Annotated in this window: 16 protein-coding genes and 1 pseudogene; 13 read left to right on the top strand and 4 right to left on the bottom strand. The window is 64.1% G+C overall.

Annotated features, from left to right (window positions below; all coding sequences use genetic code 11):
- The first annotated feature begins 81 nt into the window (after positions 1-81).
- From ACVWW1_RS34220 to ACVWW1_RS34205, 4 genes are all read left to right on the top strand, one after another.
- Positions 82-1,482, top strand: a complete 1,401-nt coding sequence (locus tag ACVWW1_RS34220) for a DUF1254 domain-containing protein (RefSeq protein ID WP_456658925.1) — start codon at positions 82-84, stop codon at positions 1,480-1,482.
- 11 nt (positions 1,483-1,493) lie between these two features.
- Complete coding sequence (locus ACVWW1_RS34215) at positions 1,494-2,543, top strand: DUF1254 domain-containing protein (protein WP_456658924.1); 1,050 nt, start codon at positions 1,494-1,496, stop codon at positions 2,541-2,543.
- A gap of 490 nt (positions 2,544-3,033) precedes the next feature.
- Positions 3,034-5,001, top strand: coding sequence for a methyl-accepting chemotaxis protein (locus ACVWW1_RS34210; protein WP_456658923.1), 1,968 nt, complete (start codon positions 3,034-3,036; stop codon positions 4,999-5,001).
- A gap of 70 nt (positions 5,002-5,071) precedes the next feature.
- Positions 5,072-5,530, top strand: a complete 459-nt coding sequence (locus tag ACVWW1_RS34205; RefSeq protein WP_456658922.1) for a DUF1801 domain-containing protein — start codon at positions 5,072-5,074, stop codon at positions 5,528-5,530.
- Between the two features lie 593 nt (positions 5,531-6,123).
- On the opposite strand, the gene ACVWW1_RS34200 is transcribed toward ACVWW1_RS34205, so the two are convergent.
- Positions 6,124-7,188 carry an IS110 family RNA-guided transposase gene (locus ACVWW1_RS34200; RefSeq protein WP_456655926.1) on the bottom strand — a complete coding sequence of 355 codons (1,065 nt, stop codon included), beginning with the start codon at positions 7,186-7,188 and terminating at the stop codon, positions 6,124-6,126.
- 245 nt (positions 7,189-7,433) lie between these two features.
- Between ACVWW1_RS34200 and ACVWW1_RS34195 the strand changes: the two genes are divergently transcribed.
- The 3 genes from ACVWW1_RS34195 to ACVWW1_RS34185 all read left to right on the top strand — a co-directional run bounded on the left by ACVWW1_RS34195 (position 7,434) and on the right by ACVWW1_RS34185 (position 9,396).
- Positions 7,434-7,679 carry a hypothetical protein gene (locus ACVWW1_RS34195; protein ID WP_456658921.1) on the top strand — a complete coding sequence of 82 codons (246 nt, stop codon included), beginning with the start codon at positions 7,434-7,436 and terminating at the stop codon, positions 7,677-7,679.
- Complete coding sequence (locus ACVWW1_RS34190) at positions 7,633-8,226, top strand: hypothetical protein (protein ID WP_456658920.1); 594 nt, start codon at positions 7,633-7,635, stop codon at positions 8,224-8,226. The genes ACVWW1_RS34195 and ACVWW1_RS34190 overlap by 47 nt, the downstream gene beginning before the upstream one ends.
- 138 nt (positions 8,227-8,364) lie before the next feature.
- A complete protein-coding gene (locus ACVWW1_RS34185) occupies positions 8,365-9,396 on the top strand; it encodes an IS110 family RNA-guided transposase (protein ID WP_207836975.1) in 1,032 nt (343 codons plus the stop codon).
- A gap of 459 nt (positions 9,397-9,855) precedes the next feature.
- Here the strand turns inward: ACVWW1_RS34185 and ACVWW1_RS34180 are convergent, their stop codons facing one another.
- Complete coding sequence (locus tag ACVWW1_RS34180) at positions 9,856-11,979, bottom strand: putative bifunctional diguanylate cyclase/phosphodiesterase (protein WP_456658919.1); 2,124 nt, start codon at positions 11,977-11,979, stop codon at positions 9,856-9,858.
- Between the two features lie 398 nt (positions 11,980-12,377).
- On the bottom strand, positions 12,378-12,566 hold the full coding sequence (locus tag ACVWW1_RS34175) for a hypothetical protein (RefSeq protein ID WP_456658918.1): 189 nt from the start codon (positions 12,564-12,566) through the stop codon (positions 12,378-12,380).
- A 231-nt stretch (positions 12,567-12,797) separates the two neighbouring features.
- Here ACVWW1_RS34175 and mepA point away from each other — a divergent pair, with 231 nt between their 5' ends.
- The 6 genes and pseudogenes from mepA (at position 12,798) to ACVWW1_RS34145 (ending at position 18,080) form a co-directional block, all read left to right on the top strand.
- Positions 12,798-13,745: a penicillin-insensitive murein endopeptidase gene (gene mepA, locus ACVWW1_RS34170; protein ID WP_456658917.1), complete on the top strand. Its 948-nt coding sequence runs from the start codon at positions 12,798-12,800 to the stop codon at positions 13,743-13,745.
- A gap of 148 nt (positions 13,746-13,893) precedes the next feature.
- Positions 13,894-14,404 (top strand): annotated as a pseudogene (locus tag ACVWW1_RS34165) (hypothetical protein).
- A gap of 190 nt (positions 14,405-14,594) precedes the next feature.
- Positions 14,595-15,380, top strand: coding sequence for a molybdate ABC transporter substrate-binding protein (gene modA, locus ACVWW1_RS34160; RefSeq protein ID WP_456658916.1), 786 nt, complete (start codon positions 14,595-14,597; stop codon positions 15,378-15,380).
- 4 nt (positions 15,381-15,384) lie between these two features.
- Complete coding sequence (gene modB / locus ACVWW1_RS34155) at positions 15,385-16,080, top strand: molybdate ABC transporter permease subunit (RefSeq protein ID WP_456658915.1); 696 nt, start codon at positions 15,385-15,387, stop codon at positions 16,078-16,080.
- Positions 16,081-16,082: 2 nt separating this feature from the next.
- A complete protein-coding gene (modC, locus tag ACVWW1_RS34150; protein ID WP_207833623.1) occupies positions 16,083-16,754 on the top strand; it encodes a molybdenum ABC transporter ATP-binding protein in 672 nt (223 codons plus the stop codon).
- A gap of 93 nt (positions 16,755-16,847) precedes the next feature.
- The gene (locus tag ACVWW1_RS34145) at positions 16,848-18,080 is read left to right on the top strand and encodes a hypothetical protein (RefSeq protein WP_456658914.1); all 1,233 of its coding nucleotides are present in this window, start codon (positions 16,848-16,850) and stop codon (positions 18,078-18,080) included.
- A gap of 9 nt (positions 18,081-18,089) precedes the next feature.
- On the opposite strand, the gene ACVWW1_RS34140 is transcribed toward ACVWW1_RS34145, so the two are convergent.
- Positions 18,090-19,883: a potassium/proton antiporter gene (locus tag ACVWW1_RS34140; RefSeq protein ID WP_456658913.1), complete on the bottom strand. Its 1,794-nt coding sequence runs from the start codon at positions 19,881-19,883 to the stop codon at positions 18,090-18,092.
- Positions 19,884-20,005 lie beyond the last annotated feature (122 nt).

Raw genomic sequence — 20,005 nt, 5'->3', positions numbered from 1 at the left:
GGAGGAGCCGTCCACAGCATCAAAAACGGACTTGCCTCAGCGGAGATTGCGAGCGAACATTTTGGCCCAAGTTGCAAAAAAATGGAAACGGCCAAAATGCGAAGAGCACTCCTTACTGCAATCTTCGTGGCGCTGATAACTGCCCCCGCATCCGCGCAGTCTGCAACCGAAGCTCGTGCCATCGCCAAGGAGGCCACCATTTACGGCTTCCCGCTCGTGGACAGCTATCGCATCCAGTATTCGTATTTCGCAGACCGGAACAGTCCGGAGTTCAAGGCACCGTGGAACCAGATATTCAATAACGCCCGTGTCTATACGCCTGACGACAAGGCAATCCAAACCCCTAACTCAGACACCCCATACTCATATGTCGGGGCGGATTTGCGCGCGGAGCCAATTGTCTTAACAGTGCCCGCAGTCGAGAAGGGTCGCTACTATTCGCTTCAGTTTATCGACATGTACACATTCAATTTCGCTTACGTTGGCAGCCGTGCCACTGGCAATGGAGCCGGGAGCTATCTGCTTGCTGGCCCGAAGTGGAAGGGCGAGAAGCCCAAGAGCATCAAATCGGTGATCCGGTCGGAAACCGAGTTCGCCTTCGTGCTCTATCGGACCCAGCTTTTCGATCCAAGCGACATTGAGAACGTCAAGAAGATACAAGCAGGTTATAAAGTGCAGACACTCTCGGAGTATCTCGGCAAGCCAGCGCCCCGGAGCCCATCCCCAGTCGATTTCATGAAACCGCTAAACGTCGAACAAGAGCGGACGTCGCTTCAATTCTTCAACGAGCTAAACTTCATTCTGCAATTCTGTCCGACCAATCCCGTTGAGAACACGCTTATGTTGCGGTTCGCCAGAATTGGTGTTGGCGCGGGCAAGTCGTTTGACGCCAATTCACTCTCGCCCGAGATGCAGAAGGCGTTGCAAGATGGCATGGCTGATGCTTGGGCCGCGTTCAAGGATTACAAGGAAACCGAGCTCGACACCGGCAAGAGGACGAGCGCTGACGGCTTTGGTACCAGGGCCTTCTTGAAAGGCGATTACTTGGCGCGGTTCGCCGCCGCGGTGCTTGGTATCTACGGTAACTCGAAGGATGAGGCGATCTACCCCGCCTATTTCATCGACGCCGACAAGCAGAAGCTGGACGGTGCAAACCGTTACATCCTTCGCTTTGCGCCGGGAAAGTTGCCGCCAGTAAATTCGTTCTGGTCGCTCACGATGTACGAGTTGCCCGCAAGCCTGCTATATGCCAACTCGCTCAACCGCTATCTGATAAATTCAACGATGTTGCCGAGCCTCAAACGGGACCCTGATGGCGGGATCACTCTGTACGTACAGAATGCGTCGCCGGGTGTGGACAAGGAAGCGAATTGGCTACCAGCTCCGAGAGGTCCGTTTTTTCCGGTCATGCGCCTGTATTGGCCCAAGCCCGCAGCTCTAGACGGGAAATGGAAGGCTCCCTCCTTGCAGCGAGTGAACTGAGGGAAATTGACATGAAAACCTCGCTCACCCTTTTCGCGCTGGCTTTTGGATTAACTACAATCAATGAGGCTCAGGCGCAGACCACAGCGCAACCATCCGCAAGCGGCCTACCGATCCCGGTCACCGTTGATAGCTTCGTACGCGCCGAGAGCGACCTGTATTTTGGCGGCATCCTGAAGGACAGTGGAGCGATCGGAAAATTCCTGCATCGCCGTGAGCCCGCAGGGATCGACAATCAGACCGTGATCCGCCTCAACCGGGATACGCTCTATTCGTCAGCCGTTTTCGATCTCGATGCCGGACCGGTCACCATCACAATGCCGAACGCAGGTAAACGTTTCATGTCGCTGATGGTCATCAACGAGGACCATTACGCACCTTCGGTGACTTATGATGTTGGGCCGCACACGTTCACGAGAGAAAAGATCGGTACACGATACATGGCCGCTGCTGTGCGTACCCTGGTCGATCCGGCGAACCCGAAGGACGTTGAAGAAGTCCATGCGCTTCAGGACATGATCAAGGTCAGCCAGAAGAGCGCCGGGAAGTTCGAAACGCCCAATTGGGATCACGTCAGCCAGAAGAAAGTGCGTGATGCGCTGCTGGCGCTGGGTTCGACCATACCGGATTTCAAGAAGGCGTTCGGCTCCAAGGCCGAAGTCGATCCGATACGGCATCTGATCGGAACAGCGTTGGGTTGGGGCGGCAATCCCGTTAAGGACGCGACCTATCTCAACATCACACCTACCAAGAATGACGGGGCGACGGTTTATAGGCTCGACGTCAAAGACGTGCCGGTCAACGGCTTCTGGTCGGTAAGCCTCTACAACGCCGAGGGTTACTATGATAAGAACCCCTACGACGCCTATTCGATCAACAGCATTACGGGCAAGAAAAACGCCGATGGCTCGATCACCATCCAGTTCGGCGGCTGCGACGGCAAGATCCCGAACTGTCTGCCGGTCATGAAGGGCTGGAACTACACGGTACGGCTCTATCGCCCGCGTGCCGAAATCCTGAGCGGCAAGTGGAGGTTCCCTGAGCCGCAACCGGCAATTTAGTCGCACGCGCGACAAGTCCCATGGCTGCTTTGGGTCATTCTCGACCGATTTCAAGGTGGCTTCGCGATGTCTGCTTATTCTCCGGAAGCGGACATCGGCCCGCTGGCGTTTATGAGTACGCGCCCTAACGACAGCGAGGACGATGCGCTCCTCTCTCGCTCGTGGAGGGCTGGGGTTGGGGGTAGCGCCGCGAATGCCATCGTGGAGAGAGCCCCACCCGCCGCGCTCCGGACGACGCTCCGCGTCGCTCGGGGCGCGTCGGCCTAAGAGCGAGCTTCGCTGGTCTCGACCGCCCCCGCAAGCGGGAGAGGCGAAGCGAGTCTGCGGTCCGACTGCTTCAACCCAATCTCATTGCGCTTTAGCCGGACAGTACGAAAGTCGCACCGCCCGCAATGATCGCGGTACGAATACCGGCGGCAACAACACCCGGTTGTTAAGCTTTTTCTGAGACTTTGCGGCCGGCGCTAATGCCTGGAGTTCCGCTGGTACCATGTTCAAGCTTCGATCGATTGCCGCCCGCCTGATCCTGGCGATTTCGCTGACCGTTGCAGTCGCCTGCGCCATCCTCGGCAGCTTCTGCATCAGCCAGCAGCGCACGCTGACGCGGCTCGCGTTCGATCAGCAGCTCAAGCTGCAATATGACAGCGTGATTGCAGCGATCGAATACGAAGGTCGCGCCGCGCTTGCGGTCTCGGCCGTGATCGCCGCCCTGCCGCCGGTCGAAGAGGCCATCGCCAGAGGCGACCGCGACGGCCTCGGCAAGCTGCTCGGCGCCCCCTGGGCCGCGATGAAGGCGCAAGGCATCCCGCTGATCTCGTTCTGGCAGGCCCCGGCAACCAGCTTCTACCGGGTCCACGCGCCAAAACTGTTCGGCGACGATGCCTCCACGCGGCGCACGACGGTGGTGGAATCGATCAAGGCCGGCAAGCCGATCGTCGGCGTCGAGCCCGGCCGCGAGGCGCTTTCGATCTTCGGCATGACCCCGGTCATGCATGACGGCAAGACACTGGCCAATGTCGACGTCGGCGCCGCCTTCGGCAAGGAATTCGTCGACCGCGCCAAGAAGCGCTTCGGCATCGACCTCGCCGTGCATTCGTTCGACGGCCAGAGCTTCAAGCGGCTGTCCTCGACCTTCGGCGACACCGTGGTCGCGACTCCGGACGAGCTCAAGAGCGTGATGAACGGGACGGCGCTGCTGCGCGATGCGAAGCTCGACGGCCATGCGGTGGAGCTCTATCTCGGGCAGATCAGGAATTATGCCGGCGAACCGGTCGCCGTACTCGAGATCATCAAGGACACCAGCGATTATGAAGCCGCCGCGGCGAGCGCGCAGCGCAATCTGATCCTCGGCACCATCGCGATCCTGGCCGCGGCCGTGTTGCTGGCGTTTCTGCTCGGCCGCGGCCTGTCACGGCCGCTCGCCGCGATCACCGCGGTGATGAACCGGCTGTCCAGCGGCGACACCAGCGTCACGATCCCCGGCAGCGAGCGGCGCGACGAGCTCGGCACGATGGCCAAGGCGGTCGAATTGTTCCGCCGCGGCATGCTCGAAACCTCCTCGCTGCGCGATGCACAGGAGGCCGACAAGGTGAAGGCTGCGGCCGACAAGCAGGCGCTGCAGCGGCAGATGGCCGACCGCTTCGAAGCCGACGTCAAGGGCATGGTCGCCGCCGTCGCACAGTCGTCGAGCGCCATGCAGCGCGTCGCCAGCGAGATCACCACCAGCGTCAACGGCACCTCCGAACGGACCGCAGCGGCAGCCACAGCGTCCGAGGAGGCGTCGGCCAGCGTCAATGCGGTCGCAGCCGCCACCGAAGAGCTGGCCTCCTCGATCACCGAGATCGGCCGCCAGGTCAGCCATTCCAGCCGCGTCGCCGACAACGCCGTGGCCAAGGCGACGGAGACCACGGAGATGGTGACGAGCCTCGCCGCCTCCGCGGAGAAGATCGGCGACGTGCTGCGCCTGATCAGCGCGATCGCGAGCCAGACCAATCTGCTGGCGCTCAACGCCACCATCGAGGCGGCGCGCGCCGGCGAAGCCGGCCGCGGCTTTGCCGTGGTCGCCGCCGAGGTGAAGGGGCTGGCGAGCCAGACCGCAAAGGCGACCGAGGAGATTGCCGGCCAGGTCGGCGCGATCCAGTCCGCCACCGGCAACTGCGTCAGCGCGATCGGCGACATCAGCGGCACCATCCGCGAGATTTCGGGCATCGCCACCGCGATCGCGGCCGCCGTCGAGCAGCAGGACTCGGCGACGCGGGAGATCGCCCGCAGCGTGCAGCAGGCATCTTCCGGCACCGTCGAGGTCTCCGCCAATATCGCGGGCGCCAGCGAAGCCGCCGGCCAGTCCCGCGCCCTCACCGGCAATGTGCTGGATACGTCCAGCCAGCTCGGCGATCACGCCTCCGCGCTGTCGCACAGCGTCGACACGTTCCTCGCCGGCCTGCGCAACGCGGCCTGAGCGGCGGGCCATATGACGTTCAAGGCGGTATGGTAGATTGACGCGAGACGTCGTCCTCGCGGAGCCCTGCATGCGCAAGCCGGCAACATCGACCAGCAAGGCTGCACGACGACCGCAGCCGAAAGGCGCAGCCGCGCTGTTCGACGCATACCCTGCCCCCGTCAAGGCCAAGCTGCTGGCGCTGCGGCGGCTGATCTTCGACACCGCAAAGGCAACCAGGGGCGTCGGCGCGCTGGAAGAGACGCTGAAATGGGGCCAGCCGAGCTACCTCACGCCGGAGACCGGCAGCGGCAGCACGGTCCGGATCGATCAGGTGAAGCCGGCCGCCGACCAGGTCGCGGTCTACTTCCACTGCCAGACCAATCTGGTCGAGACCTTCCGCGAGCTCTATCCCGAGCTGAGCTACAGCGGCAACCGCGCGATCCTGCTCGATGTCGCGGGCAAGCTCCCGGAGGCGGCGCTGCGCCACTGCGTGGCGCTGGCGCTGACCTATCATTTGAAGAAACGGACGACAGATAGCGGAGCCTAGCTCCACGTCATTGCGAGGAGCGAAGCGACGAAGCAATCCATCTAGCCGCGCGTGAGGCCAGGGCGCGTATTCATCATTCCGGGATGCCCGCTTTCGAGGGTTACGCGGACACGCGGTCTAGACCGCGGGGATGTCGCCTTGTGACCCGAATGTATGGTCCGGCCGCGCGTTGCAAGAAGATTTGGTCGAGCTGGCGATGAGCGGTCTTGCATCAATGTATCCGGCCTCTGATCGGAGCGTGTGGTGCTCCGGGCCATCATGGATATCAGCGCGCGTACGTTCTCGTTAGCGGACAGGCCTCGATCGGGCCATTCGGGTCACCAGTGTTCGCACGCGCTCGGAAGACCGAACCTCCATCTCGTCTCATCCTCTCGCAGACCTCGGCTGGAAGCTGTTGATAGGTTACGTCATCGCTTGCTCCTCAAATTGCTGAGTTCCTTTGTTCGAGCCAGGGGCCGTTCCTTCGTCCCGACCTTGCAGAACGTCGATCGCGTCGCGCGCAGGGGCGGTCAAGGCCGGCCGTCGCGCCTGACTTGCGGCGGGCTCTGGCGTCGCCAGGCTGCGCCTTGACCGAGCCGAGCACGGCGCGAGGATCAGGCGGGTCGGACGCTTGTCTCGTCGGTCCTCGTCAGCTCGAAGGCGCGTCCCTTAGCCAGCACCGCCCAGGCGATCCGGGCAAGCTTGTTGGCGAGCGCGATCGCCAGAACGTTGTGGTGCAACCGCCTTTTGGCGGCTTCGATCCAGGATTTGAGCCCGTAACGTTCCCAGTCCTTTATCCTGACCAGCACAACCCATGCCGCCTGCACGAACAGAACGCGCAGGTAGCGATTGCCGCGTCTGGAGATTTTGCCGAGGATGGTGCGGTCTCCGGTCGAGATCTGCTTGGGCACCAGTCCGAGCCAGGCGCCGAAGTCGCGGCCTTTGGAGAATACGTCTCCAGTGCCGATCGCAGCCACCATGGCGCTGGAGATGATCGGCCCGATGCCGGGCACCGTCATCAGGCGCGAACATGCCTGATCTTGACGGGCCAGTGCTTCGATCTCGCCGGATAGGCCATCGATGCGCTGATCCAGCCGGCGCCAGTCGCCTGCCAGCTCCTCGATGACGCGCAACATGCGTGGCGACAGGGCATCGGTGCGCGTCGCAAGGATGGTGGGCAGTTCCGTGCGCAGGAAGCCGATACCCTGGCGCACGGCGATCCCGCGTTCCAGCATAAAAGCGCGAATCTGGTTGATGATGCCAGTGCGTTGCGACACCAGCCGCTCGCGCACCCGATGCAGCGCCTGCAGATCGAGTTGCTCCGCGGTCTTGGTCGCCACGAACTTCATCGTCGGACGCTGCACGGCTTCGGCAATCGCTTCGGCATCGTTGAAGTCGTTCTTCTGTCCCTTGCTGTAGGGGCGAACATATTTGGCCGGCATCAACCTGGCATCGTGACCAAGCGATGCGAGCTTGCGGCTCAGGTGATGTGCGCCGACGCAGGCCTCCATGCCGACCAGGCAGGGCGGTAAGTTGGCGAGCCGCGCTTCCACTTGGCCACGCGACCACTTTTGCCGTAGCACGATGGCGCCGCGCGCATCGTGGCCCACGACGTGGAACGAGTTCTTACCGATATCGATGCCGATCACGGCGAGTGCGGTATTGGGTGTCTCAGACATGGCGTGCTCCTTGTCTTTGGCGCCCCTTGCCAGCTTCGCTTGCTGGCAGGGCAGGAGCACGGCCGGACCATCCCATTAGCTGACGTCGTCAGCATCGCGTCCAGTTACGGAACCGACATCGCAATTGATAAAGTTCGATTTGCTCGGCAAGTCTTTCTTTTGGAACGAGCCGATAAGTTGCTCCCGTTCACCGAAAATTCAGCAACCCAAAAGAGGGTGCCAGGATCGGCAAGCGGACTGGGGACATGGCTGAGTTTGGACGAAGGCAATATTACACAACCAGCATCTCCTCCGGCGCAAAAACTTCCGACCGGAGGAAGTGGCTTGTCTGTGGCGCCGTTGCGATTGCGCTGATCGCAGGCTCCTTCCTGAGCTACAAGGTGTTTTATCAACCTGCCGACCCGCTGTTGAAGCACGAGTCCTTTGCGGAGAAGCTGCAAAGGCATGCCTCTCGCGAGGAACTCTGGCAAAATTATCTCGTCGCTCGATAGGAGGACGATTCCGATCGCTTTTGCCGGCAAGACCTACAAGATTCCTCGCAACTATTTGGTGGATCTGGACCAATCAAGTGCTGATCCAAAAGAGACTACGTTCGAAATTTACGTTCTGCTTCCCAATCTGGAGCCCAGAACGGCCAATAACGCTGGAAGGTTCGCAAAGAGCCCGTTCTACGGCGGATACGGAGATCAGGTGAATGCAAGGATCCGTGGCGGGCAGGAGGAACTGAACTGGTCTGAACGGAGGCTTCTGTGGAATCGTCGGTGCGAGGAGAAAGGCTCGGGCGCATTTCGTATGGTCGAGTCAGGATATCAACTATGTGAGGCTGATTCTGATCTGTTCTTAAAGGATACGCCTGAAGGCCCTTTGATTTTCGCTTGCGAGAAGGTCACGGTCAAAAGACCCGACTGCACGATTGCGGATCAGACCGGAGCCGGATGGGGCGTTCTCACGTTAGATTTCAGTCGCAAATACGTCTACCAGGCCGACGAGATAAGGAAGCGGTTTCGTTCGCTTTTGGATTCGTTCGCCGAAGATTAGGCTGGGTCATTCCCTTATCTTGTGATCTTGGCTGATCGGCGACTTCCGCTGTTGATGCTGTGGACGGCTCCTCCACCGGCACAAGAGTGCCAAGGAGTGGGCGCTGTTTGAAGCTCCCACGATTCGGAGGAGCAGCCTATGCAGTCAATTTCGACGATCGGTCTGGATATTGCGAAGTCGGTCTTCCAAGTACACGGCGTTGATGCAGCGGGCCAAGTGGTCGTACGCCGTCAGTTGCGGCGTCGCCACGTCCTGGCGTTTTTCCAGAAGCTGCCGCCGTGCCTGGTGGGGATCGAGGCTTGCGCGTCATCCCACCATTGGTCCCGCGAGCTGCAGGAGTTAGGGCATACGGTGCGATTGATGCCGCCGGCCTATGTGAAGCCCTACGTCAAGCGGCAGAAGAACGACGCCACGGACGCGGAAGCGATTTGCGAGGCGGTCACGAGACCCAACATGCGGTTCGTGCCGACCAAGACGGTCGAGCAACAGAGCTGTCTGATGCTTCACCGGGCGCGCCATCTCTTCATCCGCCAACAGACTGCCGTCATCAATTCAATCCGCGCCTATCTTGCCGAGTTCGGGATTGTCGCCCCTGTGGGGCGCAGGGGTGTGGAGCAACTGCTAGAAGTCGTCGCCGACACAGCCGACCACCGGCTCCCCGAGGTGGCCCGTGCATGTCTTGCTGCTCTCGGCAGTCAATTGCGCGCGCTGAAGGCTCAAATCCTGGAGTTCGACCGACGCATCATCGCCTGGCATCGATCAAGCACGACGAGCAAACGGCTGGACGCGATCCCCGGTGTCGGGCCGGCGTTGGCCACAGCATTGGTCGCCAGCATTGCGGATCCCAAGGCTTTCCGATCGGGACGAGACTTCTCGGCCTGGGTTGGGCTCGTGCCGAAGCAGAAGTCGAGCGGAGGCAAGGACAAACTTGGCGGTATCAGCAAACAAGGGGATCGCTATTTACGCAGCCTGTTCACGGCTGGCGCGCTCGCCGTGATCCGCTATGCCAAGATCCATGGCACCGATCACCGGCCCTGGCTCACTCGATTGTTGGCCCGGCGGCCCACAAAGGTCGCGGCCATCGCACTCGCTAACAAACTCGCCAGAATGGCGTGGGCAATGATGGCCAGAAACGAACGTTACAATGAACCCGCCGCTCTCGCGGCGTGACGAGACGACATTACACCGGACATCCGGTGTGACGTAACGGTTGGGAGGGCGAACAGCACTTAATGCAGCGCCGGTCGATCCGGCGATCAGGACAACCCACATGGGCCATGGCATCTTCGAATGCGTGCTTTTGACCGGGACCTGATCCGCGGAGGGCATTATGGCCAGCGGTCATGTGAACCGCGCAAACAGGCCGAACACATGGCCGCTCCGACCAACGCCGCAAAGTGAAGATTCTTCTTGCCAACCCGGAGCCGTCCACACATGGCCCATTGCAGACATTCACGTAGGCATCGTCGACGTCAGCTTTTGAGGGCAACCAGGACCTCGCTATTCCTGCGCACGCGCGTACCGGCTTTGTGAGTACACGCCCTGGATGGATTGCTTCGCGGAGCCTGTCATCCGGCGGCGCTCGGCGCCGACCGGGTGGCTCGCAATGACGCGGTGGCGGCGGCTTCGCTACGCCACCAGCGCCGTGGCGACCCGCTGCGCCTTCAGCAGGCTGATGACCTCGGTGTTCGGCCGCGCGCGGCTGAACAGGAAGCCCTGGCCCTCGTGGCAGCCCTCGGCGCGCAGGCAGCTCAGCTCCGCCTCGGTCTCGACGCCCTCCGCGGTGATGGTGACGCCAAGCCCCACGCCGAGGCTGACGATCGAACGCACGATCGCCTGCGCGTCCGGGTTCGCGCCGAGGTCGCGCACGAACGACTGGTCGATCTTGATCTTGTCGAACGGAAAGCTGCGCAGATAGCTCAGGCTCGAATAGCCGGTGCCGAAATCGTCCATCGACATCCGCACCCCGAGCGCGCGCAGCGCATGCAGCGTCGCCAGCACCTGGCTGCTCTTCTCGAGCAGCAGCGTCTCGGTGATCTCGAGCTCGAGCCGTCGCGCCGGCAGGCCGGATTGCCGCAGCGCGTCGGTGACCAGCGCCAGCAGGTTGCCGGTGCGGAATTGCAGCGGCGACAGATTGACGGCGACGCGGACGTCGTCGGGCCATTGCGCCGCGTCCATGCAGGCGCGACGCAGCATCAGCGCGCCCAGCGGATTGATCAGGCCGGTCTCCTCGGCCACCGGGATGAACTCGCCGGGCGAGATCATGCCGCGCTCCGGATGCGGCCAGCGCACCAGGGCCTCGAAGCCGGTGATGCGTCCGCTGGTGAGATCGACCAACGGCTGGTAATGGGGCCGCAGGCCCTCATTCTGGATCGCGCCGCGCAGATCGATCTCGATCTTGCGGCGACTCTGCGCGCGCGCATCCATCTCGGCCTCGAAGAAGGAGAAGGTGCCGCGGAATTCGCTCTTGGCGCGCGACAGCGCCATGTCGGCGCTCTTCAAGAGTTTCTCGGAATCCTCGCCATCGCCGGGCGACATCGCGATCCCGATGCTGGCGCCAACCACCACCGAATGGCCATCGAGCAGATAGGGTTCGCCGATCGCATCCAGGATCCGCCGCGCCAGCAGCACCGCGTCCTCGGGCCGCATCACGCCGCCCTGCACGATGGTGAACTCATCGGAGTTGAGCCGGGCCAGCGCGTCTTCCTCGCGCAGCGTCGAGCGCAGCCGCTTGGCGACCCCGCGCAACAGCTTGTCGCCGATGCCGTGGCCGAGCGTGTCGTTGACCGCCTTGAAATTGTCGAGCCCGAGCATCAGCACCGCGACCTTGTCGGTCGAGCGGCGGGTGTGCTGCAGCATATCTTCCATCTGCTGGCGCAGCAGATTGCGGTTCGGCAGGCCGGTCAGGCTGTCGTGCTGGGCCATGAAGGCCAGCCGCGCCTCGGCGCGCTTGCGTTCGGTGATGTCCATCAGCGCGAGCAGCATCGCCGGCTGGTCGCCATGCATCAGCTGGCGCGAATAGATCGCCAGGTCGATCAGCGTGCCGTCCGCGCGCACATGCTTCCAGGTCCGCGCCGCCTGCTCGTCGCTGCTGCGGCCGGCGGCCCAGGGCAGCTCGGCATCGAACGCCTGCAGGCTCTTGATCGTCATCTTTTCGAATTCGGCGCGGACGTAGCCATAATGCGCGATCGCGGCGTCGTTGACCGCGAGGATCTTTTCGCCGTCGAGCGCGCACAGGATCATCGGCACCGGATTGCCGTCGAACAGCAGGCGGAACGACGCCTCGCGCTGCTTCAGTTCCGTGATGTCGACGCGCAGGCCGACGATGCCGCCATCCGAGGTCAGCCGCTCCTCGATCAGCACCACGCGGCCATCGGCCAGCACCTGCTCGTGGCGCTCGCCCGGTCGGTACATCCTCTCGAGCCGCTCGGAGATCCACTCTTCCTCGCGCCCGGCGGCCTCGGGATAGTCGCCGCGCGCGACGCCGACCCGGATGGTATCTTCCAGGCGCGCACCCTGCTCGAACAGGTCGGAACTGCGTCTGTAGATCTCCGAGTATTTCTTGTTCCAGAGGGTGTAGCGGCCTTCGGGGTCCAGGAACACGATGCCTTGCGGCAGGATGTCGATCGCCTCACGCAGCCGCGCATTGGACTTGCGGGCCTCGGCGATCGCGGCATCGGCCTGCGCGCGCTGGCGCACCAGTTCGCCGATCTCGACGGCGGTACGGCGCGAACTGCCGGACATCTTCGGCATCGGCCTCACCCGGCGGCCCCGAGGACCGGACAGTTTGGCCTGCTTCGGCTTCTTGGTCTTTTTCGGCCGCATCATCGGTATCGCACGCCCCACGCGCATTCCAGTTCGGCGACACTTCTGCGATAAGTGTCTGAAAAATTGGTATCTCTCGGCGAATAGCTGCGCTGCCTGAGAAGCCGTATCTGCCCCGCTTTGGAGGCGAGCTCACGCCGAACGCGAGGGACTGGTGCTGCGCAAGCGTCGCTGCGCGCAGATTTGCGGCGTGGAAGCGCCGGAGCGTGGTGAAGGAAGGGTAAACCAACGTCCGCCTGCACAGGGAATGCGCCGAAAACGCTGCAAGCGCATCAATGTTTGCCAGCGTGTGACAGGGTTATCACGCGGTAAAGGCGCGACCGGATTCACGCCGTGCTGCGACGCCAGTTGATGATCTCGATCCGCGTGCCATAGCCGCGGCGACCGGTCGACACCGGCCAGTTATAGCGCGTTGCGCCGTCGACGCTGACCGCCATGCGCTGCGATGATTTGTCGATATGAACGACGATGTCGGCTTGCGCCGGAGAGAGTGCCAATGTCGACGCGGCAATCACGGCGGCATATACCAGCCGTACGCAACATACGCTCGTCACAATAACGCCTGCCCTGAAATTATGCGCGCATGATGTCGCGAGCTGCGCGGTTGTAAAGTGGCGTAGCTCACATGCGAGCCGGGAAGCCGCAGGTCATCTTGATCCGCCTTGTGGGCGATCAAGCAAATGGGATGAAAGCGCGGTTGGCCTGCCTCGAATCCATGTTAGCCTTGCGCAGACAGAGTGATCCGAATGACATCCCGCCTGCGTCTGATCCCGCTCCTGATCTCCGCCCTCCTCGCCTGCACCATCTCCGCACGTGCGCAGGACAAGGGCTCGCTCAATCCGCAGCCATTACCGCCGCTCGCTAACCCCAGCGATCCAAAGATCGGGGCGAAGCAGCTGTTCGCGCGCAAGGTGTTGCCGGCGGCGCTGCCGACCCAATCGATCGGCGGCTACACCAAGGGCTGTCTCGCCGGCGCCGCGCAGATGCCGCTCAACGGCGACACCTGGCAGGTGATGCGCCTGTCGCGCAACCGCTATTGGGGTCATCCCGCCATGATCGCGCTGTTGAAGCGGCTGGCGGCCAACGCGCACAAGGACGCTGGCTGGCCCGGCATCCTGGTCGGCGATATCGGCCAGCCGCGCGGCGGCCCCGCGCTCTCCGGTCATACCAGCCACCAGATCGGGCTCGACGCCGATATCTGGCTGACGCCGATGCCCGATCGCAAATTGTCGCGCGAGGACCGCGAGGAGATGTCGGCGGTGATGATGGTGCGCGACGACCGGCTCGATATCGATCCGCGCGTGTTCACGCCGGCCCATGTGCTGGTCCTCCGCGACGCGGCGCGCGAGCCTGCCGTGCAGCGCATCTTCGTCAACCCGGCGATCAAGAAAGCGCTGTGCCGCGAGGCCAAGGGCGACCGCAGCTGGCTGTCAAAGATCCGGCCGTGGTGGGGCCACGACTACCACTTCCACATCCGCATGCGGTGTCCGTCCGGCAGCCCGGCATGCGAGGGGCAGAAGCCGCAGTCGGAGGGCGAGGGCTGCAAGCCGTCCGATCTCGCCTTCTGGTTCAAGGACTCGGTGCTGCATCCGAAGCCTCCGCCGAAGCCGCCGAAACCGCGCCCGCCGATGACGCTGGCGCAGATGCCGGCGGCCTGCAAGACGGTGCTGAACGCAGCCGACGCCAAGCAGTAATATTCAGAGCAATAACATCTTCGTCAGGCAGCTTTTCCGGCCGGCTCGAACTGCGTTATGTTCTCGCGTCGTCGTGCCGTAAGCGCGTTCGAGCGATGAATCGGGGCCGCTGATCTCTTTCATCCGTCACAATTGCATTGGACCAGTCATGCGCAAATCGCTCCTCGCCGCATCGCTCCTGCTTGCCTCAGTTCCCGCCTTCGCGGCGGAAGAGCCGAGCGGCTGCGACAAGTTCAAATGGTCGATCGACCGCGCACGCGCCGCGCTCACCGCGCCCGATCGCGCCAAGCTTGCCTCGGGCAGCGAACAGGCCGCACTGCCGCCGACCGCCATCACGCTGGCGCTGGTCGCGCCCGGCGAGGCCAAACTGCCGAGCCCGCCGGAGCGCGCACCGAAGGACGGCACGTTCTCCGGCTTCACCCAGCTTCAAGGCCGCACCGAAGGCCGGGCTCTACACCGTCAGCCTGTCGGACGGGGCCTGGGTCGACCTGGTGCAGGACGGGCATTTCCTGAAGCCGAAGGCCTTCAGCGGCGCGACCGATTGCGACGGAATCCGCAAGACCATGAAATATGACCTCACTGCGAGCCCCTTCGTGCTGCAGGTCAGCGGCTCAAAAGAGAACTCGCTGTCGATCGCAATCCAGCCGTCGGACGAATAGCACGACCGGTTAGACAAACGGTCGCCTTTACCGTAAATCCCAGCCTGCTATGTTTGCAGTGCGATATCCCCGAGGACCGTAAGTCCTTCGGGGACCCGCGGAACAGCGCTTCCGTCCGTCGCGCCCAGAACCCACCCAACGCCTGATTCGCGCGCGCCCGTTTGCGCGCGAGCTCGCACGGAGCGCTTCCATGTCACGACTTGCCGGACTTTTCACTGCCTTTGTCATCCTGCTCGGCGCGATCCATTCGCCCGCGAGCGCCGAAGACAAGACGCTCACCGTCTTTGCCGCCGCCTCGATGAAGAACGCGCTTGACGAGATCGATGCGGCCTACACCGCCAAGACCGGCGTCAAGATCGGCGCCAGCTATGCCGCGAGCTCGGCATTGGCAAGACAGATCGAGCAGGGCGCGCCGGCCGACGTGTTCGTCTCCGCCGACACCGACTGGATGGACTACGCGATCAAGCAGAAGAACATCAATGAGCCGACCCGGGTGAACCTGCTCGGCAACTCGATCGTGCTGATCGCGCCGAAGGATTCCATGATCGGCGATGTCAGCATCGGACCCGGCTTCGATCTCGCCAAGCTCGCCGGCGACGGCAAGATCGCCACCGGCGACGTCAAGGCGGTGCCGGTCGGCAAATACGCCAAGGCTGCGCTGGAGAAGCTCGGCGCCTGGCAGGCGGCGGAGCCCAAATTCGCGATGGCCGAGAGCGTGCGCGCGGCATTGACGCTGGTGGCGCGCGGCGAAGCCGTGCTCGGCATCGTGTATTCGACCGACGCCAAGGTCGAGCCGGGCGTCAAGATCATCGGCACCTTCCCGGCCGACACCCATCCCGCGATCATCTACCCGGTTGCGGCGACCACGACCGCCAAGCCCGAGACCGCTGAGTATCTTGCCTTCCTGCGCTCGTCGGCGGCGAAGACGATCCTCGAGAAGTACGGCTTCAAGTTCCTGATTAGCCCGACGACGTAAGCACGTGTTCGATATCTCGCCGACCGAATGGACGGCGATCCTGCTGTCGCTGCGGGTCGCCGTCATCGCAACGCTGGTGGCGACCCCGTTCGGGGTAGCGCTCGCCTGGCTGCTGGCGCGGCGCGATTTCTGGGGCAAATCGCTGCTTGATGCCGCCGTGCATCTGCCGCTGGTGCTGCCGCCCGTCGTCACCGGCTATCTGCTGCTGCTGACCTTCGGCAAGCGCGGACTGGTCGGCGGCTGGCTGGCCGATCATCTCGGCATCGTGTTCGCGTTCCGCTGGACCGGCGCTGCGCTCGCCTGCGGCGTGATGTCGTTTCCGCTTCTGGTGCGCCCGATCCGGCTTTCGATCGAGGCGGTCGACCGCCGCCTCGAGCAGGCCGCCGAGACGCTCGGCGCCGCGCCCTGGCGGGTGTTCGCAACGGTGACGCTGCCGCTCGCGCTGCCGGGCGTGCTGGCCGGCATGGTGCTCGGCTTTGCCAAGGCGATCGGCGAGTTCGGCGCGACCATCACCTTCGTCTCCAACATCCCTGGCGAGACCCAGACCATTTCATCGGCGATCTACTCGTTGATCCAGACGCCAGACGGCGACGCGGCCGCAGCGCGGCTCGTGATCATCTCGATCGTGCTCGCGGTTGGCGCGCTGGTCGCAGCCGAAGTGTTCGCGCGCCGCGCCACCGCCCGCCTGCACGGACAATAGCGATGCTGCGCGTCGACATCACCAAGCAGCTCGGAGAGTTCTCGCTGGCGGCATCGTTCACCAGCGAGGGCCGCGTCACCGGCCTGTTCGGCGCGTCCGGCGCCGGCAAGACGTCGCTGATCAACATGATCGCCGGGCTGGTTCGTCCTGATCGCGGCACCATCGTGATCGACGGCGAGACGGTCGACGACACCGCAGCCGGCATCCATGTCCCGACCTGGCGTCGGCGCATTGGCTACGTCTTCCAGGACGCCCGGCTGTTTCCGCATCTCGATATCAGGCAGAACCTCGATTACGGCCGCCGCATGAACGGGCTTGCGGAGGATCCTGCACAACACAAGCGTGTCGTCGACCTGCTCGACATCGGCGCCCTGCTCGACCGGCGCCCCGGAAAGCTCTCCGGCGGCGAGCGCCAGCGCGTCGCGCTCGGCCGCGCCCTCTTGTCCAAGCCGCGGCTGTTGCTGCTGGATGAGCCGCTGGGCGCGCTCGACGAGAGCCGCAAGCTCGAGATCCTGCCCTATCTGGTGCGGCTGCGCGACGAGGCCGGCGTCCCGATGGTCTATGTCAGCCACGACGCGGCCGAGCTTCGCCAGCTCGCCACCCAGATCGTGATGCTGCGCCGCGGCCAGGTCACCGCGTTCGGCGGTGTTAAGGTGTTGACGGGCGGCGCGTAGCTGGCCGTTTTTCCGAAAGTCGGCATAAGATAGCCCATCTTGTCTGCTAGGCCCCGATCGGGACATCCGATCGGGCATGGGGAAAGGTGCACTTTGCGACTGACTGGCTGGGTATTGCTGCTGATCGGCGGGCTGCTGTGCGCCACGATTTCGTGGGCCGCGCTCGGCTTCCTGCTGATGGGCATCGGCCTGATCTCGCTGCAGGTCGCCGAGCGCCGCCGACGCCTCGGTGATGACGCCGTGCCGGCCGCGGCTGAGGGATTTACCCCACCACGCCTCAGTGCCGGGCTACAGCCGCCGACCCTCGACCCGGTCACCGGCCAAGACACTGGCCAAGACACCGGCCAGGACACCGGACCGCAACGCCAGCCGCGCCGGGTGGCCTGGCCCGACAACAAGGCGGACGCGCCCTATGACCGGCAGACCTGGCGCCGGCTGGTCGAGAGCGATCCTGATCTCGCCCAGCTTGCCAAGGTGCTGGCCGATTACGGCCCGCAATATGTCGATGAGCTCGCGGCCAGCTATCTCGCCGCGCCCGACAAGAGCCGCCTGGGCGCGATCGTCGACGGCATCATCGCGCGCGCCCGCGACGGCCAGCCGGCCCCGCCGCCCGCACCGGTCGAAGCGTCGCGGCCACCGCCGCTGCCGCCGCCCCGGCCGGAGCCAAAGCAGGTGGCCGCTCCGGCCGCCAAGCCGGCGACTTCGCCGAGCAATCCCGCCGATGCGCTGGAAGCGTCCCTGCTCACCACGGTCGAGGAGGCTTCCGCCAGGATCGCCGCCGAACGCGCGGGTCTCTTCAAGCCTGCCAGGGAGCCGGGCAAGGAGCCTGGCAAGGCCACCGACACCCGGCCGTCGACGGCGAGCCAGCGAGAACCGCTGTTCGGTCGCGCACCCCGGGCCGCGAGGCCTGCCGAGCCGCCGCCAATGCCAGCGGCACCGCCACCGGTCCCGACCGAGACGCCCGCCGACCTCGAAGCATCGTTGATCGCCGCCGTCAGCGAGGCCGCCGCCAGACGGGCGGACACATTCAAGCCGGTGGCAGAGCCAACGCCGACGCAGCGCGAGCCCGAGATCCGCGCCGTCGCCCCGCCGAAGCCCGTTGCGCCTCCGCCCGCCAACACGCCACCTGCGAAGACACCGCCCGTGAAGACGGCGGCCGATCATCTCGACGAGACGCTGCTCGCAGCGCTGGCCGAGATTTCCGGCCAGAAGTTCAAGGACGAGCCGAAGCCGGACGCTGCGTCCAAGGGCCCGCCGGCGGAGGACGGCCTGTCCGACATGATCAAGAAGTTCGCCCCGGATTCGAGCTTCCTGCGCAAGCAGTGACGGCGCGGCTCACACGCCGGCGACCGACGCCCAGATATCGGCGAGCTTGCGCCGGACGGTCTGCATCCGCGTCTGCGGTGCGACCTCTTCGTCTTCCTCCGGCAGGCGCAGACCGACGACATTGACGCGGCCGCCGCTGATGCTGCGCGCCACCAGCACGATCTCGTCGAGCGCAAGCTCGGCGCCTTCCTTCGGCGCGCGGTCGAGATTGATGTCGAAATAATCCGCCAGCGTCAGCTTGGCCTGGTGCTCGTCGACCTTGACGCCGTAGATCTCGGCGAGCTCACCGAGCGTATGCTCGCCCGACACCATGAAGTCGCCGAGCAGATGCGGATCGGGCGCGCTCGACGGCGCCATGTCGACAAAGAAGCGATCGAGTGCCTCGGCGCGCTCCGGCGGCGCCAGCAGGTAGATGTAGTCGCCGGGCGCGACCGGATCGGCCTCGACAGGCGTCAGGATCCGCTCGTCGCGGATCACCAGCGTCGGCTTCGACCAGGACGGGATCAGCCCGCGGCGGAAATACAGGCTCTTCGGCCGCACCGGATAACCGACCAGCTGCTGCTCGAGCTGGCCGGGCAGGTCCAGTTCGACGCGGCGCGGGCCGCGTTCGGCGCGCGGCAGCGCGACGTGCAGCCGCCGCGCCGCCGGCGCCAGCGTCCAGCCCTGCAGCAGCAGCGAGATGATGACCACGACGAAGGCGACGTCGAAATAGAGATAGGCCTTCGACAGGCCGACCAGCATCGGGATCGAGGCCAGGAAGATCGCGACCGCGCCGCGCAGCCCGGTCCAGGCGATGAAGATCTTTTCCCGCCAGTTGAACTTGAACGGCGCGAGGCAGATCAGCACCGCCAGCGGACGCGCCACCAGCATCAGCGCGAATGCCACCAGCACCGCGCCGCCAGCGCTGGAGAGCAGGCGATGCGGCGAGACCAGAAGGCCGAGCAGCACGAACATCACGATCTGCGCCAGCCAGGTCGCGGCATCGAGGAACGTCACCACCGAATTGTGCGCGCGGGTCGGCCGGTTGCCGATGATGATACCGGCGAGATAGACCGCGAGAAATCCCGAGGCATGCACGATCTGCGAGCCGCCGAAGATCACCAGCGCCGCCGTCGTGACGAACGGCGCATGCAGGCCCTGCGGCAGCGCGACGCGATTCAGCGCGATCACCACCAGCCGGCCGCCGATCACCCCGATGATGGCGCCGAGCACGGCCTCCTGGATGAACTCCAGCGCGATGTGCGAGGCCGAGCTCTGGCCGACCGAGATGAACTCGACCAGCATCAAAGTGAGGAAGATCGCGAAGGGGTCGTTGGTGCCGGACTCCGCCTCCAGCGTCGCGCCGACGCGCGGCCGCAGGCGCAGGCCCTGGGTGTGCACCAGGAGGAACACCGCCGCGGCGTCGGTCGAGGCCACGACGGCGCCGACCAGAAGCGACTCGGTCCAGTTCAGGTCGAGCACATAGCGGGCGACCGGCGCCGTGATCAGCGCGGTGAGCAGCACGCCGGCGGTCGCCAGCATCATCGAGGGCGCCAACACCGTGCGGATGCTGGCAAACCGCGTCTTCAGTCCTCCGTCGAACAGGATCAGCGCCAGCGCCACCGAGCCGACCAGATAGGTGGTGCGGACGTCGTCGAACTGCAGTCGGCCCGGGCCGGAATCGCCCGCCAGCATGCCGACCAGCAAGAACACCAGCAGCAAGGGGGCGCCGAACCGCAGCGCCAGCAGGCTGGACAGGATGCCGGCCATCACCAGCACCGCACCGAGCAGGATCGCTATACTGACGGAGTCGAGGGATGCCATGCGCCTTCGGAGGTCTCAAATACTTGCAATTGCATCCTTATCGTCGCCACACTGGGACGCCAACCGATTTCTGTCCTAAGCGGCAATGTGCCCGCTCCCATCAGCCCCAAGAGCCTTTTCCG

Source organism: Bradyrhizobium sp. JR3.5 (genome assembly GCF_054057015.1).
The sequence above is the reverse complement of the archived record's forward strand: the minus strand, read 5'-3'. Positions and strand labels throughout refer to the sequence as shown.